The organism is Granulicella sp. S190 (assembly GCF_009766095.1).
GTDB lineage: Bacteria > Acidobacteriota > Terriglobia > Terriglobales > Acidobacteriaceae > Edaphobacter.
The window spans coordinates 169,768-191,933 of the sequence record NZ_LMUD01000016.1 but is presented as its reverse complement, the minus strand read 5'-3'; the positions used below and the strand labels follow the sequence as shown (position 1 = coordinate 191,933).

Annotated in this window: 19 protein-coding genes, 1 tRNA gene and 1 pseudogene; 18 read left to right on the top strand and 3 right to left on the bottom strand. The window is 58.4% G+C overall.

What is annotated here, in order from left to right; genetic code table 11:
* Both GSQ94_RS21375 and GSQ94_RS10245 read left to right on the top strand, forming a co-directional pair.
* A pseudogene (locus tag GSQ94_RS21375) lies at positions 1-930 on the top strand (glycosyltransferase family 39 protein); the annotation flags it as partial.
* 90 nt (positions 931-1,020) lie between these two features.
* Positions 1,021-2,010: an N-acetyltransferase gene (locus GSQ94_RS10245; protein ID WP_158943689.1), complete on the top strand. Its 990-nt coding sequence runs from the start codon at positions 1,021-1,023 to the stop codon at positions 2,008-2,010.
* Positions 2,011-2,012: 2 nt separating this feature from the next.
* On the opposite strand, the gene GSQ94_RS10240 is transcribed toward GSQ94_RS10245, so the two are convergent.
* Together GSQ94_RS10240 and guaB are read right to left on the bottom strand one after the other, a co-directional pair.
* A complete protein-coding gene (locus GSQ94_RS10240; RefSeq protein ID WP_158943687.1) occupies positions 2,013-2,282 on the bottom strand; it encodes a DUF2277 domain-containing protein in 270 nt (89 codons plus the stop codon).
* Between the two features lie 41 nt (positions 2,283-2,323).
* Positions 2,324-3,850, bottom strand: a complete 1,527-nt coding sequence (gene guaB / locus GSQ94_RS10235) for an IMP dehydrogenase (RefSeq protein WP_158943685.1) — start codon at positions 3,848-3,850, stop codon at positions 2,324-2,326.
* A gap of 371 nt (positions 3,851-4,221) precedes the next feature.
* On the opposite strand from guaB, the gene rimP reads away from it, so the two are divergent.
* The 16 genes from rimP to GSQ94_RS10160 all read left to right on the top strand — a co-directional run bounded on the left by rimP (position 4,222) and on the right by GSQ94_RS10160 (position 21,407).
* Positions 4,222-4,803 carry a ribosome maturation factor RimP gene (gene rimP, locus GSQ94_RS10230; RefSeq protein ID WP_158943683.1) on the top strand — a complete coding sequence of 194 codons (582 nt, stop codon included), beginning with the start codon at positions 4,222-4,224 and terminating at the stop codon, positions 4,801-4,803.
* Between the two features lie 86 nt (positions 4,804-4,889).
* Complete coding sequence (nusA, locus tag GSQ94_RS10225; protein WP_158943681.1) at positions 4,890-6,485, top strand: transcription termination factor NusA; 1,596 nt, start codon at positions 4,890-4,892, stop codon at positions 6,483-6,485.
* Positions 6,486-6,621: 136 nt separating this feature from the next.
* On the top strand, positions 6,622-9,795 hold the full coding sequence (infB, locus tag GSQ94_RS10220; protein WP_158943679.1) for a translation initiation factor IF-2: 3,174 nt from the start codon (positions 6,622-6,624) through the stop codon (positions 9,793-9,795).
* 330 nt (positions 9,796-10,125) lie between these two features.
* Entirely contained in the window at positions 10,126-11,298 is a 1,173-nt protein-coding gene (locus GSQ94_RS10215; RefSeq protein WP_158943677.1) for a Xaa-Pro peptidase family protein, read from the top strand.
* Positions 11,299-11,361: 63 nt separating this feature from the next.
* A complete protein-coding gene (locus tag GSQ94_RS10210) occupies positions 11,362-12,003 on the top strand; it encodes a hypothetical protein (protein WP_158943675.1) in 642 nt (213 codons plus the stop codon).
* A gap of 113 nt (positions 12,004-12,116) precedes the next feature.
* Entirely contained in the window at positions 12,117-13,295 is a 1,179-nt protein-coding gene (locus tag GSQ94_RS10205; protein ID WP_158943674.1) for an acyltransferase family protein, read from the top strand.
* Positions 13,296-13,348: 53 nt separating this feature from the next.
* Positions 13,349-13,759 carry a DUF6677 family protein gene (locus GSQ94_RS10200; protein ID WP_158943672.1) on the top strand — a complete coding sequence of 137 codons (411 nt, stop codon included), beginning with the start codon at positions 13,349-13,351 and terminating at the stop codon, positions 13,757-13,759.
* The gene (locus GSQ94_RS20970; RefSeq protein WP_174240913.1) at positions 13,756-13,932 is read left to right on the top strand and encodes a hypothetical protein; all 177 of its coding nucleotides are present in this window, start codon (positions 13,756-13,758) and stop codon (positions 13,930-13,932) included. The genes GSQ94_RS10200 and GSQ94_RS20970 overlap by 4 nt, the downstream gene beginning before the upstream one ends.
* Before the next feature lie 119 nt (positions 13,933-14,051).
* Positions 14,052-14,135, top strand: a tRNA-Leu gene (locus tag GSQ94_RS10195).
* Between the two features lie 35 nt (positions 14,136-14,170).
* Complete coding sequence (locus GSQ94_RS10190; protein WP_158943670.1) at positions 14,171-14,488, top strand: DUF3467 domain-containing protein; 318 nt, start codon at positions 14,171-14,173, stop codon at positions 14,486-14,488.
* Positions 14,489-14,551: 63 nt separating this feature from the next.
* A complete protein-coding gene (locus GSQ94_RS10185; protein WP_158943668.1) occupies positions 14,552-16,126 on the top strand; it encodes a glycosyltransferase family 39 protein in 1,575 nt (524 codons plus the stop codon).
* 63 nt (positions 16,127-16,189) lie between these two features.
* The gene (locus GSQ94_RS10180; protein WP_254063783.1) at positions 16,190-17,785 is read left to right on the top strand and encodes a tetratricopeptide repeat protein; all 1,596 of its coding nucleotides are present in this window, start codon (positions 16,190-16,192) and stop codon (positions 17,783-17,785) included.
* Entirely contained in the window at positions 17,782-19,104 is a 1,323-nt protein-coding gene (locus GSQ94_RS10175; RefSeq protein WP_158943667.1) for a nodulation protein NfeD, read from the top strand. The genes GSQ94_RS10180 and GSQ94_RS10175 overlap by 4 nt, the downstream gene beginning before the upstream one ends.
* A gap of 78 nt (positions 19,105-19,182) precedes the next feature.
* On the top strand, positions 19,183-19,863 hold the full coding sequence (locus GSQ94_RS10170; RefSeq protein WP_158943665.1) for an outer membrane beta-barrel protein: 681 nt from the start codon (positions 19,183-19,185) through the stop codon (positions 19,861-19,863).
* Positions 19,864-19,941: 78 nt separating this feature from the next.
* Positions 19,942-20,721 carry a slipin family protein gene (locus GSQ94_RS10165; RefSeq protein ID WP_158943663.1) on the top strand — a complete coding sequence of 260 codons (780 nt, stop codon included), beginning with the start codon at positions 19,942-19,944 and terminating at the stop codon, positions 20,719-20,721.
* A gap of 2 nt (positions 20,722-20,723) precedes the next feature.
* The gene (locus tag GSQ94_RS10160; RefSeq protein WP_158943661.1) at positions 20,724-21,407 is read left to right on the top strand and encodes an SPOR domain-containing protein; all 684 of its coding nucleotides are present in this window, start codon (positions 20,724-20,726) and stop codon (positions 21,405-21,407) included.
* Here the strand turns inward: GSQ94_RS10160 and GSQ94_RS10155 are convergent.
* On the bottom strand, positions 21,386-22,120 hold the full coding sequence (locus tag GSQ94_RS10155; RefSeq protein WP_158943659.1) for a 1-acyl-sn-glycerol-3-phosphate acyltransferase: 735 nt from the start codon (positions 22,118-22,120) through the stop codon (positions 21,386-21,388). The two genes, GSQ94_RS10160 and GSQ94_RS10155, sit on opposite strands and share 22 nt — an antisense overlap.
* Between the last annotated feature and the right edge of the window lie 46 nt (positions 22,121-22,166).

The following is a 22,166-nucleotide window of genomic DNA, read 5'->3' as shown; positions in this document are numbered from 1 at the left end:
TATCGACTCTTCTTCCTTGAACACAATCTTGAACGTTTTGCGACCAACCGATACCAACACCATCAACCCGTCTGGTACTATCTCGCAGTTTTACTCCTAGGGCTTATGCCCTGGACGGTCATAGCCGTTCGAGCTTTGGTCGACTCTATCGAAGTTTCGATCGCCGAATGGAAGGTCCGCCACAATCCCCAGCGCTATCTGGGGCACACCCGCGCCGGCGACGCCTTCCCCGAGTTCCTCGTTCTCTGGACTCTTTTCCCTATCGTCTTCTTCTCTTTCTCCGGCTCCAAACTCCCCGGCTACATCCTTCCTTCTATCCCGCCGCTCACCATCCTCACGGCCGACTATCTCAACCGTTGCCGTCGTGACGGCCTGCCGCAATGGCTCATATGGGCTCACGCCGCCACATGCGGTTTACTCGTCTTCGTCCTCGCCCTCGCACCGCAGCACATGAAGTACGAAACACTCGTACCCTCCGCGCAGTGGCTTCTGATAGCTGGTGCCGCAGCTCTCTCGTTCGGAGCCATTGTCTTCTTGACCATTCGTCGCTGGGGAATCCCGCAGGTATGCAACGTAACCCTGCTGCCCATCCTCGCGACTCTCGTCTTTCTTCTTGGCTTCTATGGCAAGGAACTGGACGTGAACTACTCGGCCCGCCCTCTCGCCCGCGAGATCCAGCAAAAGGCTCCCAACGTCAACCTTGTCGCTACCGACATCAAGCGTGACATGGATTATGGCCTCGCCTTCTATCGCAACCAGCCGATGATCCACTACAGCACCGACGGCGTCCCCGCTGCTGAACACATCCTCGTCATCCGGGCCAGCGATACCAACAAGCTGGACCAATGGCTCGCAGGCAGAGTCTACGAACCGCTATTTCTCTATGAATCGCAGGGCATCGAAGTCTATCGCGTCTATCCCCAGCAGTAGTGAATCCTACCTCGCAACAGGGTGTGCATGTTCTAACACTCACCCATCCATCAAAATTCCTATAAGCTCGACGAAGAACCTCCTATAGGTATGGCCGTCGCTACCCAACTCGAGATTCTGGATCTGCGCCACTTCTCGGCGCGCCAGCTCCGTCCTCTGCTCGAAACCGAGTCGCGCGTCTGGGAGCAGCGCCTTCGCTGGAACTATCAGAGCTCTACCGAACTCCTCCTCCAATACTTGGATTCGCGTATCCTGCCAGGCTTCGTTGCACTAGATCGCGGTAGGATCTGCGGCTTCGCCTTCTGCGTCTATGAAGGTCAGAAGGCTGTCGTCGGGGACGCCTTTGCCATCGCGAACGATAGCGCGCAGATGCTTCAAACCACACAGATTCTTCTTCACCAGCTTCTGCAACTCCTGCTGAACTCACCAGGCATTCAGCGCATCGAGTCACAGCTTCTCCTTTACGACGCCGGTTCCATCAATGAGCCCTTTCTTTCAGCTGGCTTCGTCATGTATCCCCGCCTCTTTATGGAGTACGACCTCGCCGCCCCGACCAATTCACCTCAACCGGCGGACGTGACGAATCTCCCTTCAGAGGTGGAACTTCTCCGCTGGTCGGCCGATCACTATCAACCTGCTGCCGAGTTGATACATGAATGCTATCTGGGCCACATCGACGCCCAAATCAATGATCAGTACTGCTCCCTGCACGGGTCGCTTCGCTTTCTTCATAACATCGTCCGATTCCCCGGCTGCGGAGTCTTCGAGCCCAATGCCTCATGGGTGCTTCGCGATCGCCACACTGGATCCATCCTGGGAATGCTGCTGTGTTCGCGCGTGGCTGCAGACGTCGCCCACATCACCCAGCTCTGTATTACCCCCGCCTGGCGTGGACATGGGCTTGGCCGTGCCCTTCTGAATCATTGCTCCCACCGTCTCGCCCGCGCTGGGTTCTCAGCGATCACCCTAACGGTCACAGAATCGAACAATCAGGCCGTCAAGCTATACGAGAGCCGTGGATTCTTTTCACGCCACCGCTTTGACGCCATGGTTTTCGATAAGACCAACTCCCAAACCTGAGATCAAACCGCAAATCTTTCCGCGGAGCGAGCCTTCTTCTTAGCCGCTTCTTCGTCTCGATCTTTCGGAGCTGCATTGGTCTCGAGGGAAGCGAGGAGGCGGCTGGACGCCAGCGAGATCTCATTCACCGCAGACTGGAAAATAGCTTCATTCGCTTTCGATGGTTTAGTGAAACCGCTGATCTTTCTCACAAACTGAAGGGCAGCATCTCGAATCTCTTCATCGGTCACAGGTGGATCGAAGTTGAAGAGCGTTTTGATATTCCGGCACATTGACTCTCACCTCAAGGTATAGGCACCTTCACCTTGAAATCTTATTCCACGTGATAGTTCGGCGCCTCACGCGTAATGATTACGTCATGTACATGGCTCTCTCGCAGCCCGGCATTCGAGATTCGAATAAACCGTGCGTTGGTCTGCAGCTCCGCGATGGTCCCGCATCCGAGGTATCCCATACCCGATTTCAACCCTCCCACCAGCTGATACACCATTCCCTCGAGAGGTCCACGATGCGGCACTCGACCTTCGATCCCCTCAGGCACAAACTTAGCCAGCCGATTCTGCGCGCTACCCTCCCGGGCCGTCAGTGACGGACGCTCTGTACTCGCCGCGTCTTCCATATCGCTCTTGCCCTGAAAATATCGCTCCCCCGAGCCTTGCGCCATTGCCGAAAGCGAACCCATTCCGCGATAGGCCTTGAACGATCTGCCCTGGTAAAGAATTGTCTCGCCTGGGCTTTCATCCACCCCTGCAAACAAAGAACCCATCATCACCACGCTCGCTCCGGCAGCAATCGCCTTGGTCACATCGCCCGAATACTTGATCCCACCATCCGCAATAATCGGAATTCCTCGCTCCTGTCCTGCCCGATAAGCCTCTGAGATAGCCGTAATCTGCGGCATGCCGGCACCTGTCACCATGCGCGTTGTGCATATCGACCCTGGCCCGATTCCCACCTTCACCGCATCGGCTCCCGCATCCATCAGCGCAATTGCTCCTTCATAGGTTGCGATATTTCCCGCCAGCAGATCAATCTGCGGGAACGCCTTCTTCACTGCGGCTACCGCCTCCAGAACTCGCGACGAGTGTCCATGTGCCGAGTCAATCGCCAGTGCATCTACCCGCGCAGCAACCAGCGCCGCCGCCCGCTCCAGAAAATCTCCCGTAGCTCCAATGGCCCCTGCCACACGCAACCGCCCCTGCGAATCCTTCGAAGCATTTGGATACTTCAACTTCTTCTGAATGTCCTTGACCGTAATCAGGCCCTTCAGCTCATAGTCATCATTGACCACCAGCAGTTTCTCCACGCGATGCTGATGCAGAATCTGCTCCGCCTGCTCCAGTGTCGTCCCCACCGGGACTGTGATCAGGTCAGTCTTCGTCATTACGGAATCGATGGTCAGGTCTGTCCGTGAGACAAAACGCAAATCGCGGTTTGTCAGAATCCCCACCAATTTTTTGTTTTTCGTAACCGGGACGCCTGAAATTTTGTAACGCCGCATCACCTCGAGCGCATCAGCGATCGTCTGCTCGGGCGTGATCGTCACCGGGTCCACGATCATCCCACTCTCCGACCGCTTCACCTTGTCGATCTCCCCCGCCTGCTGCTCGATGGATAGATTGCGATGCACCACCCCCAGTCCACCCTGCTGCGCCATCGCGATCGCCAGCCGTGCCTCAGTCACCGTATCCATCGCAGCCGACATCAGCGGCGTGCTCAGCGTGATATTGCGTGTCAGCTGTGTTTGGGTGCTTACCTGGGTCGGAACAACGTCGCTATAGGCAGGCACAAGAAGAACGTCATCAAAAGTAAGAGCTTCGGGTACGGGGGAGCTAATCATAATTTTTCTATGGTTCCAGTTGTAAAGGTTTAAAAGCGATGGGCCATGCAGCAGCAAGCCTGTATTTCGCGGGATTTCATCGATTGTAGATTCGTCTACGACCCATAGCAAATTGGATGGTCCGATTTCACGAAAGTTTCTCAGCCGATCAGGACAAAGTTCAGCTCCGCAGTCCCTTCGAGCAGGTGCCATTGAATTACAGCAAAAGTAGATGTATCATCTGAAGTGCAGACGATTTTGTTCCGTCGTAAGAATGAGAGCCGTGACCGCACCGGTGATTTGACGGAAGAGATGAGTGGGCTAAAGCCCACTTTTTATTTGCTCTAAAAACGTTTGTGCACGCGGGACCACTGAACCGGAAATAAACGCTTATGGCAGTCCAGTTAGACCAAATTCGGGCAACCGCGGAGCGTGTCGCAACCTCCCACAACCTGGAGCTCGTTGACTTGGAGTTTCAGGGCGGCGTCAAATTTCGTACGTTACGCGTTTTTGTAGAGAAGAATGCTGCAGAACGGGCCAAACTCGCAGAACTGGCAGCAAGTGAGGACGCAACAGATCTTCCCAAGGGAGTGCCGGTAGAGAGGCTTTCCGGCGTTACTCACGAGGATTGTGCTGTCTTTGCACAGGATTTTGGCACGATGCTTGACGTAGAAGACCTCATTCCAGGGGCCGAGTACACCCTGGAGGTCTCATCGCCAGGCCTAGAGCGAAAGCTTTTCCGCCCCGAAGACTTCACCCGGTTTCAAGGCAGCCTGGTCAAACTCCAGACCTTTACCCCGGTCAACAAGAACAGGCAGTGGCAAGGCCGTCTGGCCAAGTTTTCAGAGGGTGTACTCACGATCGACCTTTCTGCCGTCAAACAGAAGGGGAAGGCCAAGAAGGCCGTGACCGAATCGACCGTCGACATCGCTCTGGCGAACCTCGAAAAAGCGAATCTGGTTGCGGAGATTTAGAACTGCTCCTAGGAGCGCCCTCTAAATCAGAAAAAACAACAGAAACAAACCGGTATCTCCGGACATGAGCAAGGAAGAGTGAAGCGATGGCAAGTGTTCTGTATCAATCGATTGAGACGTTAAGCCGCGATAAAGGAATCGAACCCGCGGTTGTCGTAGGCGCTGTGGAAGATGCCATTGCGCTCGCCACACGCAAGTACTACAAGACCCAGGAGAACATGCGCGCCGAGATGGACCGCGAGACCGGCGAGATTCGGGCCTATGTCTTCAAGACCGTCGTCGAGACACCAGAGCAGGTCGAGGATGAGATCAACCAGATGACCCTCGAGCAGGCTCGCGAACTCGCCCCCGAAGTCGAAGTAGGCGGCGAACTCCGCTTCTACAAGGACACTACCCCACTGGGCCGCATCGCCGCCCAGATGGCCAAGCAGGTCATCTTCCAGAAGGTTCGCGAAGCCGAGCGCGACACAGTCTTCAACGAGTACAACCACCGCGCAGGAGAGGTTCTCACCGCCACCGTCAAGCGCCTCGAGCCCATGGACGTCATCTTCGATCTCGGCAAAGCCGAAGCCCGCATGCCCAAGCGCGAGCAGTCGCGTCTAGAGCAGTTTGCCGTCGGTGAGCGTGTCCGCGTCGTCCTACTCCGCGTCGACCGGGCCGCCAAAGGCCCGCAGGTCATCGTCTCCCGTGCTGCTCCGGCCCTCGTCCAAAACCTCTTCCAGTCCGAGGTTCCCGAGATTTACGACGGAACCGTGACCATCCGTGCAATCGCCCGTGAAGCCGGGGAACGCACCAAGATCGCCGTCATGTCACGCGACAAGGATGTTGATCCGGTGGGTGCCTGCGTCGGCATGAAGGGTATGCGTGTTCAGTCCATCATCCGCGAACTGCGCGGCGAAAAGATCGACATCATCGAGTTCTCTGAGGAGATCACCACCTTCGCTGAAAAAGCTCTGCAGCCCGCGAAGGTCAGCCGCGTCTCCATCACCGACCTCGCTGACAAGCAGATCGAAGTCATCGTTGACGACACCCAGCTCTCACTCGCCATCGGCAAAAAGGGTCAAAACGTCCGCCTTGCCGCCAAGCTTCTGCAATGGAAGATCGACATCAAGAGTGAAGAGGAGAAGCGTCAAGAGGTCGAGAACCAGATGCAGGCTATGAGCGGCGGTCCCACGACCCCGATCGAGCAGGTCTCAGAACTTGGCGAAGCCATCCTCGAAAAGCTCATCGCCGCTGGTATTACCACTGTCGAGGCGCTCGCCGACATGACCCCCGAGCAGCTTGAAGAGGTGCCTGGCATCGGCGAAAAGACCGTTGAAAAGATATCCATCGCCGTTCGCCACTACTTCGGCCAATACGAAGAGGGTGAAGAGCGCCCAGCCCCTGCGGTTTCCGCCGCATCTGAGACGGAAGCTGCAGCGTCAGAAGAGGGTTCCATGGACAAGACACCCGAGGCGATTCTCGCCGAAGAGGCGGGCATCGGTACCGCAAAAGAGGTCAACGACCTCTCCACCGAGGACATCGCAGACGCCGAAGATGTTGAATCGGCCAGCGATGCCTTCAGCGACAACGATGCACGCGAAGAACAGATTGAGTTGGATAACGACACCGTAGACACCCTGGTTGACGAAGCCCAGGAGAACTCCGATGAAGGTATCGACGACGGAAACGATCGTGGTTAGCCAGTTCAACCACGCGCCACAGCACTCCCTGGATCGAGAACTCTGCAAATCCAGTGAGAGCACTTACAATAAAGATTCCTGCAACGAAGAGGCTGCTATGAACAGCTAACCGCGCAGGGCAAGCGAAAAGGGACGGATGAGCAAAGTTCGAATTAACGATCTGGCACGAGAACTGGAAGTAAAGAGCAGGCCTATTCTGGACGCGCTCGAAGCGATTGGCGTGTCTGGTAAGACCCACTCCAGCTCGATTGAATCCGATCAGGCCGAAAGAGTTCGGGATTACTTCAAAAATGGCGGCAGAAGCAGCGGCGCGAATAAGCAGGCGGTCGACGCCAAGCCGAAGTTCGATCTCTCCAAGGTCTCTAAACCGGGCGATGCCCTGAAGGCGATCCTCGAGCGCAAACAGGCCGAAGCCACAGCCAAAGCCGCGCCCCCCCCGCGTCCCACACCGGTCGTTGCGCCGCCTCCTGCCTCTGCTGTTGTGGCGGCAGCACCACCACGCGTTGTCGCAGCGCCTCCCGCAATACCGGTCTCCTCGACGGTAGCACCTGCGTCATCCGCTACGGCAACCGTAGCGCCTCGCCGCATCGTTCCCCTACCACGCCAGGGCGCCAATATCGTGGCCCCAGCACCCTCACCAGCTATTGCAAGCAAGACCCCGGTCGGTCCGGTCATCGCTCGTCCGCCAATGGCGACCGCTCCAGCACACGTTCCACCCTCCGTGGAGCGTCCTAGCGTCGTTGCAGCCCCTGTTCCCACTGTTGCGCCTGCCGCTAAGCCTGCGGCAGCTCCAGCAGTCGAATCAGCCCCGAAGTCAGAGACCCCTGTAGCCGCCGAAGCCGCGCCGCCGGTACCAGTCGCCGAGGCATCCACTCCCGTGGTAGAGCCCGAAGCTGCCGTGGCAGCTCCGCCGGCCACCCCTCCGGGACCTCCGGCTCGTCGCGTCATCATGCCGCAGACGGGACCGCGCCCCATCTACACCGCACCTCCAGTCGCCCCCGGCACCCCGCAACGAAGCCGCCCCATCTTCGAGCGTCCGCGTCCACAGTCTCCCGGAGCTCCGGGCTCGCGCCCTATGTCCTCTTCTGCCCCAGGAGCGCGCCGTCCGATGCATCCGACCCGAACCTTCCCTGGTGGCCCTGGAGGCCCCGGTGGAGCTCCAGGCCGTCCTGGGTTTACCCCCGGCGCACGTCCAGGCTTTCCTGCCCGTCCCGGATTCGGAGCACGCCCTGGCGGAGCTCCGGGTGGCGCTCCAGGTGTAATGCCTGGCCCTGGCGAAAAGCCAGGAATGCGTCCTGCAGCACGGCCAGCATCGCGCCGTGGCGGACAGCGTTACGAGAAGACCAAAGAAGGCCCGATGAAGGGCTTCCAGCCGCCACCGCGTTACGGCGGCCAGCAGATCTCTCGCGAGCCGGTGCCGATCACGCGCACCATTACGGTCACCGAAGGCATCAGCGTCAAGGATCTCGCCGAAAAGCTTGATGTTCGAGGCAAGGACCTTATCGCAACCCTTCTGATGAAGGGCGTCTTCGTTACCGTCAACCAGTCGCTCGAAGGAGAACTGGTTAAGGATGTCGCCCGTCAGTTCGGCGCGGACGCAACCGTCATCTCGGTTGAAGAGCAGCTCGAAAACGAGGCCATCGAGGGCTTCCTCGAAGACACCACTGGCATGGTCGAAGTCGTTCGTGCGCCAGTTGTCACCATCATGGGTCACGTCGACCACGGTAAGACGTCGCTGCTTGACGCTATCCGCTCCACCGACGTCGCAGGCGGCGAAGCTGGCGGTATTACCCAGCACATCGGCGCCTACAAGGTTCACGTCACCAAGCCCGACTCGCCTGCATTCGGTCGCGAGATCGTCTTCCTCGACACCCCCGGTCACGAAGCCTTCACCCGCATGCGTGCCCGCGGAGCCAAGATCACCGACATCGTCGTTATCGTCGTCGCAGCCGATGACGGTGTCATGCCTCAGACCATCGAGGCTATCGATCACGCACGCGCAGCCAAGGTGCCGATCATTGTTGCCGTCAACAAGATTGACAAGCCCGATGCCAACCCCAGCAAGGTCATGCAGCAACTCGCCGCACGGGGCGTTCAGGCTACAAGTCTCGGTGGCGATACAGAGTTTGTCGAAGTTTCGGCCAAGCAGCGACTCAATCTCGACGGCCTCGAAGAGATGATTTGCTATGTCGCCGACATCAACGCACAAAAGGCTCAGCCCGAGCGTCCTGCTGTCGGTACCGTCATCGAAGCCAAGCTCGATCGTGGTCGCGGTGCAGTCGCTTCCATCCTCGTACAGAACGGTACACTTCGCACCGGCGACAGCTACATCGTCGGCAATACCTTCGGCAAGATTCGCGCCATGTTCGATGATCGTGGGCGGCCCATTACCGAAGCTGGTCCTTCTACACCTGTCGAGATCCTTGGACTTGAAGGTATGCCGGATGCAGGCGACACCTTCCTCGTCATGGCAGATCGCGACAAGGCCAAGGGAATTGCTCAGTACCGCAAGATGAAGGAGCGCGAGGCTCAACTCGCCAAGAGCTCCCGCGTCTCGCTCGAAGGTCTGGCCGAGCAGATCAAGCAGGCTGGCATGAAGGACCTGAACCTTATCCTGAAGGGCGACGTGCAGGGTTCGGTCGAAGTGCTTGCCGACTCTCTGCAACGCATGTCCACCGAGAAGGTTCGCGTTCGCGTTCTCCACTCCGGCGTCGGCGCTATCACCGAGTCGGATGTGCTGCTTGCCTCTGCCTCCAATGCCGTCATCATCGGCTTCAACGTGCGGCCTGATCGTAAGGCTGCAGAAGTTGCCGAGCGCGAGAACGTGGAGATTCGTCTGCACTCGATCATCTACGAGTTACAGGATGAGATCACCAAGGCCATGTACGGTCTTCTTGAGCCTGTGTTCAAGGAGAACTACGCTGGTCGTGCGGAGGTTCTCAACGTCTTCAAGATCACGAAGGTCGGTCAAATCGCCGGTTGCCGTGTTACAGACGGCCTTATCAGGCGCGATCAGCAGGTACGCTTGATTCGCGAAGGAGCCGAGGTGTGGAAGGGCAAGATTGCTACGCTCAAACGCTTCAAGGACGACGTTAGTGAAGTCCGTCAAGGCGTTGAGTGCGGTATCGATCTCGCTGGGCATAAGGACATTCGTGTCGGAGACGTCATCGAATCCTTTACTACTGAGACACTTGCAGCTGAACTTGGTCAGAACTCCGCCGCGGCTAGAAAAGCGGAGAAGGCCGAGAAGGAACGCGAGGCTGCAGCAGCCGCAGCGGCGGCCAACGCTGATAACTCCGTCAACGCCTAATTGCAATCATTGCTGGAAGACAAAGAGCCGGAGCGATCCGGCTCTTTGCTATTTGCGTGACAGAGAAGGCACTTTTTTTTGCATATTTTTCCGCGCTGGTGAATTGGTCTTTTTACAGGGGTTTTTTGCAAAACGTGGTGCAGAAACGTGGTTTTTTGATGGTGTGATCGTGGTGGATTGTGTGGCTGAGATGGTGCTTTAGAAACGTCTCTTTAAGCGCCGAAAAATACGCCACTTTTTTCAACTTTATTTTTTGGGGTCCTGCCCCTCCTCCGGTGGGTCCAAAACGCGGGGTCTACAACCTGTTGCTGAACCGATTAGGATTGAGGCATGAACCTTGCTGCCATTCAATCGGCCCTGAGCGACGCCAACCTCGACGGCTGGCTCTTCTACGATCATCATCACCGCGACCCGCTCGCCTACAGCATTCTGGGGCTTGATCCGGAGGCGCATGTCACCCGCCGTTGGTTTTACCTCATTCCGGCGAAGGGCGAGCCGAAGAAGCTTGTACACCGCATCGAAGCTGGTCGTCTTGACACGCTTCCCGGGGCGAAGGCCGTCTACTCCTCTTGGCAGGAGCTGGAGGCGCAGGTCGAGACCCTGCTTGACGGCCAGACCAAACTCGCGATGCAGTACTCGCCGCGGAACGCGATCATGTACGTCTCGATGGTCGACGCGGGCACGATCGAACTCCTTCGCGGGATGGGTAAGCAGATTGTCAGTTCCGCCGATCTGGTGAGCCACTTCGAAGCTGTACTTACCGACGCGCAGCTTGCAACACACTACGTTGCTCAGAAGCACATAGACGAGATTCTTGCTGCTGCGTGGCAGGAGATTGGCAGCCGCACCCGCTCCGGCGGCACGGACGAGTATGCCATGGTGCAGTACCTGCAACAGGCTATGGCCGGGGCAGGCCTGCTTTGGGAGCATGGACCGAACGTCAGCGCTGGGCCGAACTCTGCCGACTCGCACTATGAACCGACTGCAACCAACTCGCGGTCCATTCGCAACGGCGATTTTGTCCTGATCGACATATGGGCCAAGCTCAAAGATGATCCGACCGCCGTCTGGTACGACATTACCTGGACGGGCGTTGTGGGCCGCGAGCCCAGTGAGCGCGAACACCTGATCTTCTCTACTGTTCGTGATGCGCGAGATGCCTCCATCAAGGTGGTGCAGGACGCCTTCGCGGCCAACCAGCCCATTGCCGGATGGCAGGCCGACGATGCCTCCCGCGGGGTGATCAGCGCTGCCGGGTTTGGCGAATGGTTCACGCATCGCACCGGGCACAACATCGGTACCGTCCTGCATGGCAACGGGGCGCATCTCGACAATCTCGAGACCCATGACGAACGCTTGATCCTACCTAATACTTGTTTTTCGGTCGAACCGGGGCTTTATTTTTCTGGAGAGTTTGGCATACGCAGCGAGGTCGATATGATCGCGCGCAAAGGCAAGGCAGAGGTCACGGGACGTATTCAGACGGAGCTGGTCCGCGTCTGAGTAATTTAGCATGCGGGGAACCGCGGCAGGTCAGACCACGTAATGACGGTCCGGGAGAACTCTATGCTGAGATCGCTCGCGCTTTCGTTTTTGCTGTATGGCCTCTTTGGAGCTCCAGCGAAAGCTCCGGAGCGGACGGTTCGGGGCGCCACGCTTGTCTCTCAGCATGACCCGCACATTCAGATCGATCTTCCAGTGTCGGCACAGTATGTCGGCGCGGACCGGTGGGATCTCTACGGCATTGCCGACTGTGAGCTGCACGCTTTTGTTCAGGCCGACCGCAAGCGCAACGTCCATGAACTTTACTGGATACAGTTCGAGGGGTATCTTTCGAGCAAACCTGACATGCACCACACCTACGACTCGCCGGGTCATGCGGAGATTGGCGGACTGGACTTCTATGTCGATACCTGGGTATCGACTGAAGGAAAGAGAGCCGATCCCGGCTCTGATCTTGAACATATCGAATCGCTCATCCGGGCAAAGGGCTACAAGATGCCTGCCGGGATGATCTACGTTCGATTGGTGCACTTGCTCGACGCGGAAAAGCGCCGCGAGCTGATGATCATCTATGGGGAAGACCTGGAACCCAAGGGGTTCACCGTGGCCGGCCTTGCGAAAAATGGTCCGGCTCATGATCGCCTGCCTGCGCTTGAAGCAGCTCTGGTGGAGGCGGCGAAACAGAAGATTGAGCTCCAGCCCTGACCTTACGTGGATTCCCAACATTATTTAATTGTTGTCAGAACGGCCACGCGGTATAGCTTCGTGTATGGTGTTTAAACGTTTGTCTAGACACTATTCGACGCCTCGGAGATTTTATGCCCTCCGCTTCTTTGGCTCAAAGTACGAGACTTGTTTCGCTCGATGTGCTGCGCGGTCTGACTATCGCGGGGATGATCCTGGTCACGGATCCGGGCAGCTACAGCTTCGTTTATGCTCCACTGCGTCATGCGGAGTGGGAGAGCCCGACTACAACCGACATGATCTTTCCGTCGTTTCTGGTTGCCGTCGGCATCTCGATCGCGCTCTCGTTTGCGTCGCGCATTCGCCGTGGATCGACGCGAGGGGAACTCTTTAGACATGTGGTGCAACGTACCGTGGTGATGATCCTTCTCGGCCTGATCCTCAACGGGTTTCCAGACTACCATCTGGCTACGCTGCGCTTTTCGGGGATTTTGCAGAGGATTGCCGTCTGCTATCTCTTCGGTTCTACGCTTTACCTTTCGGTATACACGCCACCTGGAGAGGGGGAACGACGGGAACGAAAGGTGTTTCTTGTGCTGGCTCTGACGACTCTTGCTCTACTCGTCGCCTACTGGGCGTTGCTCAAGCTATACCCTGTTCCCGGCTTCGGAGCAGGCCATCTCGACTCCTTTATGAGTCTGCCTGCGTATGTTGACCGCGCCGTCTTTGGCATCCCGCACCTATGGCCATACGGAACGACGGCAGGCCATGGGGTGACGTTCGATCCAGAGGGAGTGGTGTCTACGCTTGGAGCGCTTGCCACGCTTCTGGTCGGAGTGCTCGCGGGTCAGTGGCTGCTTACCGCAGCGTCTGCTGTGCGAAAGATCACGGTGCTTGCTGTTGCGGGAGCCGGTCTTGTCTGCCTCGGGCTAGCTCTAAGCCCGGTGATGCCGCTTACCAAGAAGATATGGACTCCGACCTTTGCGGTGTTGAGTGGAGGCGTCGTGCTGCTCGTCTTCTGCTGCCTGTATTACCTCCTCGATATGAGGCAGTGGAGACGCTGGGCGGTTCCTGTACTGGTCTTTGGGAGCAATGCCATCCTCGCGTTTGCTATTTCGACCGTCATCACCACGCTGAGCGACCGAATCCAGGTTGGTGCAGAGACGCTGACGCTGCACAAGTGGGGATTTCAGATGATGACAGCGTGGTTCAGCCCTATTCACGCGTCGCTCGCTTATGGGTTGGTGATCGTTGCGATCAACCTTGCGCTTATTTATCCGTTCTATCGGAGGCGAATCTTCCTTCGCATTTGAGGTTGCCGGCGCGCTGCAACGAGCTGGGGTAGCTGGTATCATCACAGGTGACGATGGCTACGAATGTCTCCGCAACGGCGCGCACCGCGCAATCCTCTTCCCTGCCCATGATGGCGCTCCTTGCCGGTTGGCTTATCCCTGGCGCTGGGCACATGCTGCAGCGCAAATGGATTCGCGGCGGCCTGCTGATGGTTTCGATCATCACGATGTTCACGATTGGCCTTGCGTTGAAGGGCAAGATCTACTCTCCGAATACGGGCGACCTGCTCGATATTCTCAACTTCGCGGGGGATCTCGGTAGCGGATTGCTTTATGTGCTGGCGCGGCTCTTCGATCTGGGCCAGATGCCGGTGCAGGTAGCGACGGCAGACTACGGCACGAAGTTTATGGTGGTGGCCGGTTTGCTGAATATCATCTCCGCTGTGGACGCTCACTCGCTGGCCACGGGAAGGAAGCGCTCGTGACCATCTCTCACTTTGGGGCAGTGTTGCTCTTCGCCCTCTTCACGTCGATTGTGTTCGGGATTACGCAGCGCTCTGAGCCGCGCATGATGATTCGCTTTGGAGCTTTCTGCTTCGTGCTGTTTGTTGGCGGCACGATCGCGGCGAGCTGGGTGATGTGGCTGATCAAGCACTGAGCTTTCATTGATTGCTTTGCGAGCCCGCACTGGCGCCAACGTTGCAATCGACGGTTCTTTGCCATAGGCTAGTCGTGGCACTGAAGTTCTTCTTGCACGCCAGTTAGTGCTGAAAAGACGCGGGAGTGGCGAAATGGCAGACGCACTTGGTTTAGGTCCAAGCGGAGCAATCCGTGGGGGTTCGAGTCCCTTCTCCCGCACCAAAATTTGATAGCAACCCAACCCCGAAAGAGATTCGATGAGCCAGCAGAACCCCAATCAGCAGCAGGATAAACAGCCCCAGCTCAAGCTCACCAACACCGAAGACTATCGCGACGGATACGCCAACAGCGTGCAGGTCCGCATGAGCGTGTGGGATTTTTTCCTCGTCTTCGGAACGATGAGCCAGGACAATCCCGAGGAGCTGAACGTCAAGAATTTTCAGGGCGTCTACCTGAGCCCGCAGCAGGCCAAGGCGCTGTGGAACGTGCTGGGGCATAACCTTTCGCAGTACGAGCAGACGTTTGGGGCGATTACGCTCGAACAGCTTCCTCCTTCTCAAGGCCCCGTCAACTAAGGCGTGCGAGCGCGAAGGAGCAGCGGCGAAGACGGTCAGCAAGCTGGGAACATTTCTCTCTGGATGCTCTATCCGCTGTTCTTCGTCGCGGTCTACCTCTCACACTTTCGCCTCCTTCGGCTTCCTTATTTCTGGGACGAGGGAGGCTACTATATTCCGGCGGCGTGGGACTTCTTTCGCACGGGTAGCCTGATTCCGCAGAGCACGGTTACAAATGCGCACCCGCCGCTGCCTTCGATTCTGCTGGCGGGGTGGTGGCACCTCTCGGGGTATGTGGTCAGCGGTACCCGTGCGCTGGTGTGCCTAGTCGCTGCTGCGGCCCTGCTGGGACTCTTCAAACTTGCAAGAGATCTGACTAGCCCTGGGGTGGCCGCCGTCACTGTGGTTTTGACTGCGCTTTATCCTGTGTGGTTCGCGCAGAGCACACTGGCTCACGCGGACATCTTCGCTGCGGCGTTTACGCTTTGGGGGCTGGCGTTTTACTTCGACCGGGATGGCTCTGTGGAGGCGTCTTCCGGGGTTGCGCAAAGTGCTGTTGTCGCTGCGCTAATGTTTTCGCTGGCTGCGCTTTCGAAGGAGACGGCCATTGTGACTCCGGCGGCTCTGGCGGTGTGGGAGGCGGTGCTGTGGATACAGGGGCGCAGCGAGGCTTCGCCGCGTGGGGTTCATGCGCGGTGGATGATCGCGTTGCTTGTGCCGGTGCTTCCGCTGACCGGGTGGTATGGCTTCCACTATCACCGTACGGGGTTTGTCTTCGGCAACCCTGAGTTTCTACGCTACAACGCTACGGCGAATCTTGATGCTTATCGGATAGCTCTGTGCCTGTGGCATCGACTGCTGCATCTTTTCGTGCACATGAACATGTTTGTGCCGGTGGTGTGCATGATTGCTGCGATGCTTGTGCCGGTCGCAGCGACCAATACGCGCCTGCCGATCTCTCGCCCTGCACTGAAGGCTATCGGCGTCGTTCTGCTTGCGAACTGGGTTGCGTTCTCGATCCTTGGAGGTGCGCTGCTGACGCGGTACCTACTGCCGATGTATCCGCTGATTTTGCTGGTGTGCGTCAATACGTGGAGGCGGCGGCTTCCGCAGCAGTGGACACTGATTGCACTGCTGAGTGCAGCGGCGTTTCTGGCGGGGATCTGGATCAATCCGCCCTATGCGTTTGCGCCTGAGGACAACCTTACGTACCGCGACTTTATTGTGCTGCACCAGGCGGCGGTGCGGTACATCGACCTGACGTATCCGCAAGCGACGGTGCTCACCGCGTGGCCAGCCACGTCGGAGCTGAACCGCCCGGAGCTTGGTTATACGAATCATCCTGTGAAGACGACACCGATTCAGAACTTTTCGTTTGAGCAGATTCAGAAGGCAGCGGCTGATCCTGGAAGCTATGACGTGGCGCTGATCTTCTCGACGAAGTGGGCGCCCCGGGTGGATCGCGTGGATCTTGGCCGGCGAAACGAATCCGCGGATACGAAGTACTTCGACTTTCATCGCGATCTTTCGCCTTCCGAGGTCGCGACTCTGCTGCGTGGCGAGGTGGTATGGCAGGCGCATCGTAAGGGTGAGTGGGCCGCGGTGCTGCACTTTCCCCGTATCGTCGAAGCTGCGCTTATCCCTTCTCGAGGGCCCTAACGCTCTATACTCTTATCTGTGACGAAGCGCCTTCCAGTTCGCTCGATCTTTCGGCGGTACTCTTTGTGCTTGCTGCTTCTGGCTTGCGGCCTTCCAGGTCTTGCGCAGTCTTCGGAGACACCTGAAGCGGGCGGGCGGGTTGTCCTGGTTCTTCCCTTCGATAACCGGTCCGGACAGGCTGCGCTTGCGTGGGTGGGCGACTCTTTTCCAGACACGCTGAATCAGCGGCTCGCCTCGGCAGGCTTTCTGACGATCACCCGCGAAGACCGGCAGTACGCGCTCGACCATCTTGGGCTGCCGATCGACTTCAGGCCCTCGCGTGCGACCACGATTCGGATCGCGCAGAATCTTGATGCTGACTTCGTGATCGTCGGCAGCTACAACGTGACGAACGGCCACATCGCAGTGCAGGCCCAGGTGCTCGAGGTGAAGAATCTGAGACTGTCTGCTCCATTGGAGGATTCGAGTGAGCTTAATCGGCTCTTCGACGTTGAAAACGCAGTTGCCTGGAAGGTCGCGCGGCAGATGGATCCCCACTTCAACGTGGCGCAACAGACCTTTCTTGCGGCATCGGGCGGAGTTCAGCTGAGTGCCTTTGAGAACTACATTCGCGGAACCGACGCGCCCACCTCCCAGGAGAGGATCAAGCGGTTGCAGGCAGCGGTACTGGTAAATCCCAACTACCCTGCCGCGCTGCTTGCGCTAGGCAAGGCGCAGTACGCCGACCGGGACTACGAGCAGGCAGCGGCAACGTTTGCGAAGATCGCCCCAACAGATCGTCGCTCGCTCGAGGCCAACTTCTACATCGGCCTTGCGCGTTTCAACACGGCGAAGTACGCCGAGGCTGAATCGGCCTTTGCTTTCGTTGCCAGCCGCCTTCCTCTGCCTGAAGTGGTCAATAATCAAGCGGTCGCCTCCAGCCGTCAGGGCCATAATGCGGTCCCGCTCTTTCAGCGGGCCTCGACAGCCGACCCGAACGATCCGGACTATCACTACAACCTTGCGGTCGCGTTGTATCGCCAGGGCGACTTTGCAGGAGCCAAGCGCGAGGTCGATCTGACCCTGAAGCTGCGGCCGGCAGATGGAGAGGCGGCGCAGTTGAAGACCAGCATCAGCGCTGGCCGAACGATCTCTTCTCCAGCGTCCGCTGCCCCTTCTGCCTCCACCTCAGCATCATCCGACTTCGATCCGCTGGAACGCATTCGCCGCACGTATTCAGAGGCCTCGTTTCGTCAGGCTGCGTTTGAACTTGATCAGATGCGTGCTCTGCGTCTTGGGACTTTACCTCCAGGAGAACAGGCAGCCGAGTACACGCGGCAGGGACACGAGTACCTCTCCCAAGGGCTGGTTCCAGAGGCCGAGCAGGAGTTCCAGACCGCGATCGCCGCTGACGCCTCCAGTGCGGAGGCTCATGCGGGTCTGGCCGAGGTACGGGAGCGCAGTGGAAACGCAGCGGATGCGCGCAACGAGGCTCAATACTCTCTGAAGCTGCATCCGAACGTCGCTGCTTACCTTATCCTTGCCCGGCTCGATCTGGGTGCGAACGACACCGCCGCCTCAGCGGTCAACGTTAGCAAAGCGCTGCAACTGGAGCCGAAGGACGGAGCCGCGCAGGGTATGCGTCAGGCCCTGCAGGCCCGCGGACAGAGCCTGCCATGACCCGGTTCGCAAGAGTCGTCTTTCTCCTGTTGATGGCGATCTCCTGCGTTCTACCTTCGAAGCTCTTTGCTGAGTCTGACGCTCCTGTCGTCGTGAAACTTACAATCCACGACACTATCCAGCCTATCTCTGCGGACTATCTCCAGCGCGGTCTCCGCGAGGCGGCACGGCTGCACGCGCAGGCGGTCCTAGTCTCCATGGGCACACCCGGTGGCCTGCTTGAATCCACTCGGGTGATGGTGGAGGCGATTGAAAACTCTCCCATCCCAGTCATTATCTTCGTCTCGCCTACGGGCAGCAGGGCCGGGTCAGCAGGCTTCTTTCTGCTTGAAGCTGCCGACGTTGCAGCGATGGCGCCAGGCACCAACGCAGGCGCGGCTCATCCTATCGTCGAGGGGAGACAGCTCGACCCCATTTTGAAGGAGAAGATTGAGAATGATGCGGCTGCTTTTCTGCGCTCCTACACCGCGCGCCGGGGACGCAATGTTGTGGCTGCCGAGGATGCGGTTCGCAATTCGAAGTCCTATAGCGATGAAGAAGCTTTGAAGCTGAAGCTGATCGACCTGATCGAACCTGATGACGCCGCATTGCTGAAGGCGCTCGATGGCCACGAGCTGCATCGCTTCGATGGCACTACTCAAACTCTGCATCTGCAGGGCGCAACGATCGTCACTACTGCTCCTTCGCCGCGCGAGCGCCTGCTGAGCAAGCTCACCAATCCTGATATTGCGGTTTTGCTGCTCGTTCTCGGCGGTCTGCTGATCTATCTTGAGTTCAACGTTCCCGGCACGGTGGTGCCTGGCTCCATTGGGACGCTTCTGGTCCTTCTCGGTCTCTTTGGCCTGAATCTTCTTCCGGTGCGGCATACGGCGATCGTTCTGCTTCTGGCAGCAGCCGTGATGATGGCGCTGGAGACGAAGTTTGCCAGCCACGGTGTTTTGGCGATGGCTGGGATCGTTGCGCTCGTCTTCGGTCTCGCCACGCTGGTGGACGGGCCCATTCCGGAGCTTCGTGTGCATACTGCGACGGCCCTGGGAGCGGGCATCGGGTTCGGCACCATCTCGTTCGGCCTCGCCTGGATCGCGCTACGTGCCCGCCGTGGCAAGATTCTGACCGGGCCGCAAGCCATGATCGGAGGGACGGCGATCGTTCGCACCCCGCTCTGCCCGGAAGGACAGGTGGAGATTCGCGGGGAACTGTGGCAGGCTTCGCTGCGCGGGCAAGAGTCGCTGGCGGTTGGTTCGCTGGTTTCCGTGCGGGAGCTGCAGGGTTTGGTCCTGGTCGTTGAGGTCATCGAGCCCGCTCAGAAGGCCGTTTGACGCGCTGACGGCCCCATCCGCCCCTATGCCAGAGTAGACTGAAAGATAGTAGTTTTCGATTAAGGGAGTTTTGTCTTGATGTTGAATGTGTCTCGCCCGTCGTGGGTTCGGAACGTTGCAATTTGCCTGCTGCTGACTGCGGCCGGATCAATCGCCAAAGCACAGGCTACCCAGCCCCAGACCGCTCTGGACCGTCAGCTCTCCCGCCTCGACCTTAGCGTGGTTGCGTCCGCCATCCTGAACAAGGACTCCAACGGCACGGCGGTCGTCGATGCGGTCGATACGCCGATCAATCTTCATCCCGGCAATACGGTTGGCCCGCTGGTGACGATCCGTTATACGAAGTCCGCCTACATTGGATTTGAGTTCAACTACGGGTACGCTCGCTATACCCAGACCTTCACTCCGTTCGGCGCGATTCCTGTAGCCGGCGTGCAGCAGAATACGGCGGAGTACACCTTCGGCTATGTCGCCCACCCCAAACGTGAGTTCCATGGCATCTCTCCGTTCCTGGGGGCGGGCCTCGGAACGCTTGACTTCCGGCCCACGCCCGGCGGCGGCGAAGGCCTTCTGCCGCAGGCGCGCGCGACCTACTACTACACGGTGGGCGGCGATTACATGCTGAACAAGTACTTTGGAGCTCGCGCCCAGTTTCGGCAGCAGTTCTTTAAGGCTCCGGACTTCGAAACGAACTATCTCACCATCCAAAAGCGTACGACAGAGCTCCAGCCTGGATTCGGATTCTTCGTGCGCTTCTAGCCAGCAATTCCGGGCCGCTGCAGCATCTGCTTTACAATCGCAGCGGCGGCAGTGGTCAGGCCGTCAGAGGTCTTACCCATGATGTCTCTTCCGCTCCTATTCGCTGTCGTCATCGTCGTTCTCTACCTCGTCAACTGCCTTAACATTCTGAAAGAGTATGAACGAGGCGTTATCTTTCGCCTGGGAAGGGTGAAACAGGCGGCGGCTGGGCCGGGTCTCGTCTGGATCTTTCGTCCGCTCGACCAGATCGTGCGCGTCAGCCTTCGCCAGGAGGCGATGGAGGTTCCCCCTCAGGACGTCATTACACGCGATAACGTCACCTTGAAGGTCAACGCGGTGATCACCTTGCGCGTGGTCGATCCGACCAAGGCGGTGATCGAGGTGGCGAACTACATCTACCAGACCTCGCAGTTCGCGCAGACGACGCTGCGTTCGGTGCTTGGGGAGGTCGACCTTGATGGGCTTCTTGCGCATCGCGAGGCGCTGAATATCCGCATCCAGACCATCATCGACGGCCACACCGCGCCGTTTGGGGTGAAGGTGGTTTCGGTCGAGGTGAAACAGGTGGATATGCCCGAATCCATGCTGCGCGCCATGGCCAAGCAGGCCGAGGCTGAGCGCGAACGAAGGGCGAAGATCATCCATGCGGAGGGCGAGTTCAACGCTGCAGCGAAGCTGGTGGAAGCCGCTCAACTGATGGCGACTCAGCCGATGACGCTTCAGCTGCGATACCTGCAGACGCTTACGGAGATAGGTGTCGAGAAAAATACCACCATTGTATTTCCGCTTCCAATGGAGCTGATGAACCTGTTCAATAAGACATTCACGCCCGACACGGCGCTGGAGAAGAAGGTCTGACCGTGAACAGCCGCTACCAAACAGAAGACGATCTGCATGACCTGCGCGACTCTCGCGGAGAGGATCGTGAGATCTCGCTTGGCACCACCACTATCCTTGGCATCTTTTTTGCGCTGGCGCTGCTTTGCGCCGTCTTCTTCGGCTTTGGGTACTCGCTGGGCAGGCGTTCGGCGCCGCCTGTCTTGAACGCTGCGGAGACCACTACGCCGGGCGGAGAGCCTGGCAGCTCAAAACCTGCTCCCGGCAGCCCGGCGCAGCGCGCAGCAGCTACGTCGCCTGTGACGCAGGCCGATACGAACGAGGCTCTGGCAGCTTCTGATACTCCTGCCCCCTCGGTAGATGAGAATCCGCCGGTTACGGCTCAGGTTAGAGCGGTTGCCTCCAGCTTTCACCCCGATGCTCGCGTAGAGCCGACGGTCAAGCCAGTCGCCAAGGTGGCTGCGGCTGCTCCAATGCCTCTGGTTGGGCCGGGAGTGGCTGTTGTCCAGGTAGCTGCAGTGTCGCACCAGGAAGATGCCGATGTGCTCGTCAGTGCGTTGAAGCGTCGAGGGTATAGCGTCGCGATCCATAAAGTGCCGCAGGATAAGCTGCTGCACGTTCAGATCGGACCTTTCACCACGAAAAAAGATGCGGACGCCATGCGGCAACGACTTCAGACAGACGGCTACAACGCCATCGTCAAGTAGTCAGCGGGCTTCATCTCCGGCGGCAGCGCCTCTGCAATCGCGCTTCTGACCGCCTGCAACAACTCGTCGCGCGTGGTGTAGTCCGCTGGATCGATAACCGGCAACAGCTGGACCCTTGCCACACCAGGGATAATCGCATTACTTCCCTTGCGCATCATCGTCTGCGTTCCCGACACTACGACCGGGATGATTGGTGCGCCGGTCTCCATCGCGAGGAAGAAGGGACCTTTCTTGAAGGTCGACAGTCTGCCATCGAGCGAACGGGTGCCCTCTGGATACACGAGCATATGCAGGCCAGACCTTAGTGCATCGCCTGCAGCCGCTACGCTGGCCTGCGCGGCGTCACGACGGCTGCCTCGCTCTACCGGCACAAACTTCGCTAGGCGCATGGCGCGGCCAAGAATTGGGATATCCATAAGCTGCTTCTTGAGAAGCACGGAGCTTCGTCCCGGGAGGTGAGGGATGGTCACCGGAGGGTCGAGGTTTGAGACATGATTGCTCATGAAGATGCAGCTTCGTCCGGCGGGGATATTTTCGAAGCCGCTGAGCTCCACCTTGATCCCAGCCGCGCGTACGCCTGCGTCGGTGATCCACATGGCAACGCGGTAGAGACGACTGACGTCTCCTACCAGAAGCGTGTAGGGAATGCCGAGGATCCCGGCGATGGGGCCGAGCGCGAGATAGACAAAGACGAGCTTCAGGGTCGAGAACATTCCACCTTGAAGAATATCTTATTGGCGACTTTGCCTGCTCAAAGCC

What these genes read in the sequence shown, in the direction of transcription:
- GSQ94_RS10205 (WP_158943674.1), top strand. Translation starts at nt 12,117, where the DNA reads ATGCCCTCCGCTTCTTTGGCTCAAAGTACGAGACTTGTTTCGCTCGAT.
- infB (WP_158943679.1), top strand. Translation starts at nt 6,622, where the DNA reads ATGAGCAAAGTTCGAATTAACGATCTGGCACGAGAACTGGAAGTAAAG.
- GSQ94_RS10155 (WP_158943659.1), bottom strand. Translation starts at nt 22,120, where the DNA reads ATGTTCTCGACCCTGAAGCTCGTCTTTGTCTATCTCGCGCTCGGCCCC.
- GSQ94_RS10245 (WP_158943689.1), top strand. Translation starts at nt 1,021, where the DNA reads ATGGCCGTCGCTACCCAACTCGAGATTCTGGATCTGCGCCACTTCTCG.
- rimP (WP_158943683.1), top strand. Translation starts at nt 4,222, where the DNA reads ATGGCAGTCCAGTTAGACCAAATTCGGGCAACCGCGGAGCGTGTCGCA.
- GSQ94_RS10215 (WP_158943677.1), top strand. Translation starts at nt 10,126, where the DNA reads ATGAACCTTGCTGCCATTCAATCGGCCCTGAGCGACGCCAACCTCGAC.
- GSQ94_RS10185 (WP_158943668.1), top strand. Translation starts at nt 14,552, where the DNA reads ATGCTCTATCCGCTGTTCTTCGTCGCGGTCTACCTCTCACACTTTCGC.
- guaB (WP_158943685.1), bottom strand. Translation starts at nt 3,850, where the DNA reads ATGATTAGCTCCCCCGTACCCGAAGCTCTTACTTTTGATGACGTTCTT.
- GSQ94_RS10240 (WP_158943687.1), bottom strand. Translation starts at nt 2,282, where the DNA reads ATGTGCCGGAATATCAAAACGCTCTTCAACTTCGATCCACCTGTGACC.
- GSQ94_RS10165 (WP_158943663.1), top strand. Translation starts at nt 19,942, where the DNA reads ATGATGTCTCTTCCGCTCCTATTCGCTGTCGTCATCGTCGTTCTCTAC.
- GSQ94_RS10175 (WP_158943667.1), top strand. Translation starts at nt 17,782, where the DNA reads ATGACCCGGTTCGCAAGAGTCGTCTTTCTCCTGTTGATGGCGATCTCC.
- nusA (WP_158943681.1), top strand. Translation starts at nt 4,890, where the DNA reads ATGGCAAGTGTTCTGTATCAATCGATTGAGACGTTAAGCCGCGATAAA.
- GSQ94_RS10210 (WP_158943675.1), top strand. Translation starts at nt 11,362, where the DNA reads ATGCTGAGATCGCTCGCGCTTTCGTTTTTGCTGTATGGCCTCTTTGGA.
- GSQ94_RS10200 (WP_158943672.1), top strand. Translation starts at nt 13,349, where the DNA reads ATGGCTACGAATGTCTCCGCAACGGCGCGCACCGCGCAATCCTCTTCC.
- GSQ94_RS10170 (WP_158943665.1), top strand. Translation starts at nt 19,183, where the DNA reads ATGTTGAATGTGTCTCGCCCGTCGTGGGTTCGGAACGTTGCAATTTGC.
- GSQ94_RS10190 (WP_158943670.1), top strand. Translation starts at nt 14,171, where the DNA reads ATGAGCCAGCAGAACCCCAATCAGCAGCAGGATAAACAGCCCCAGCTC.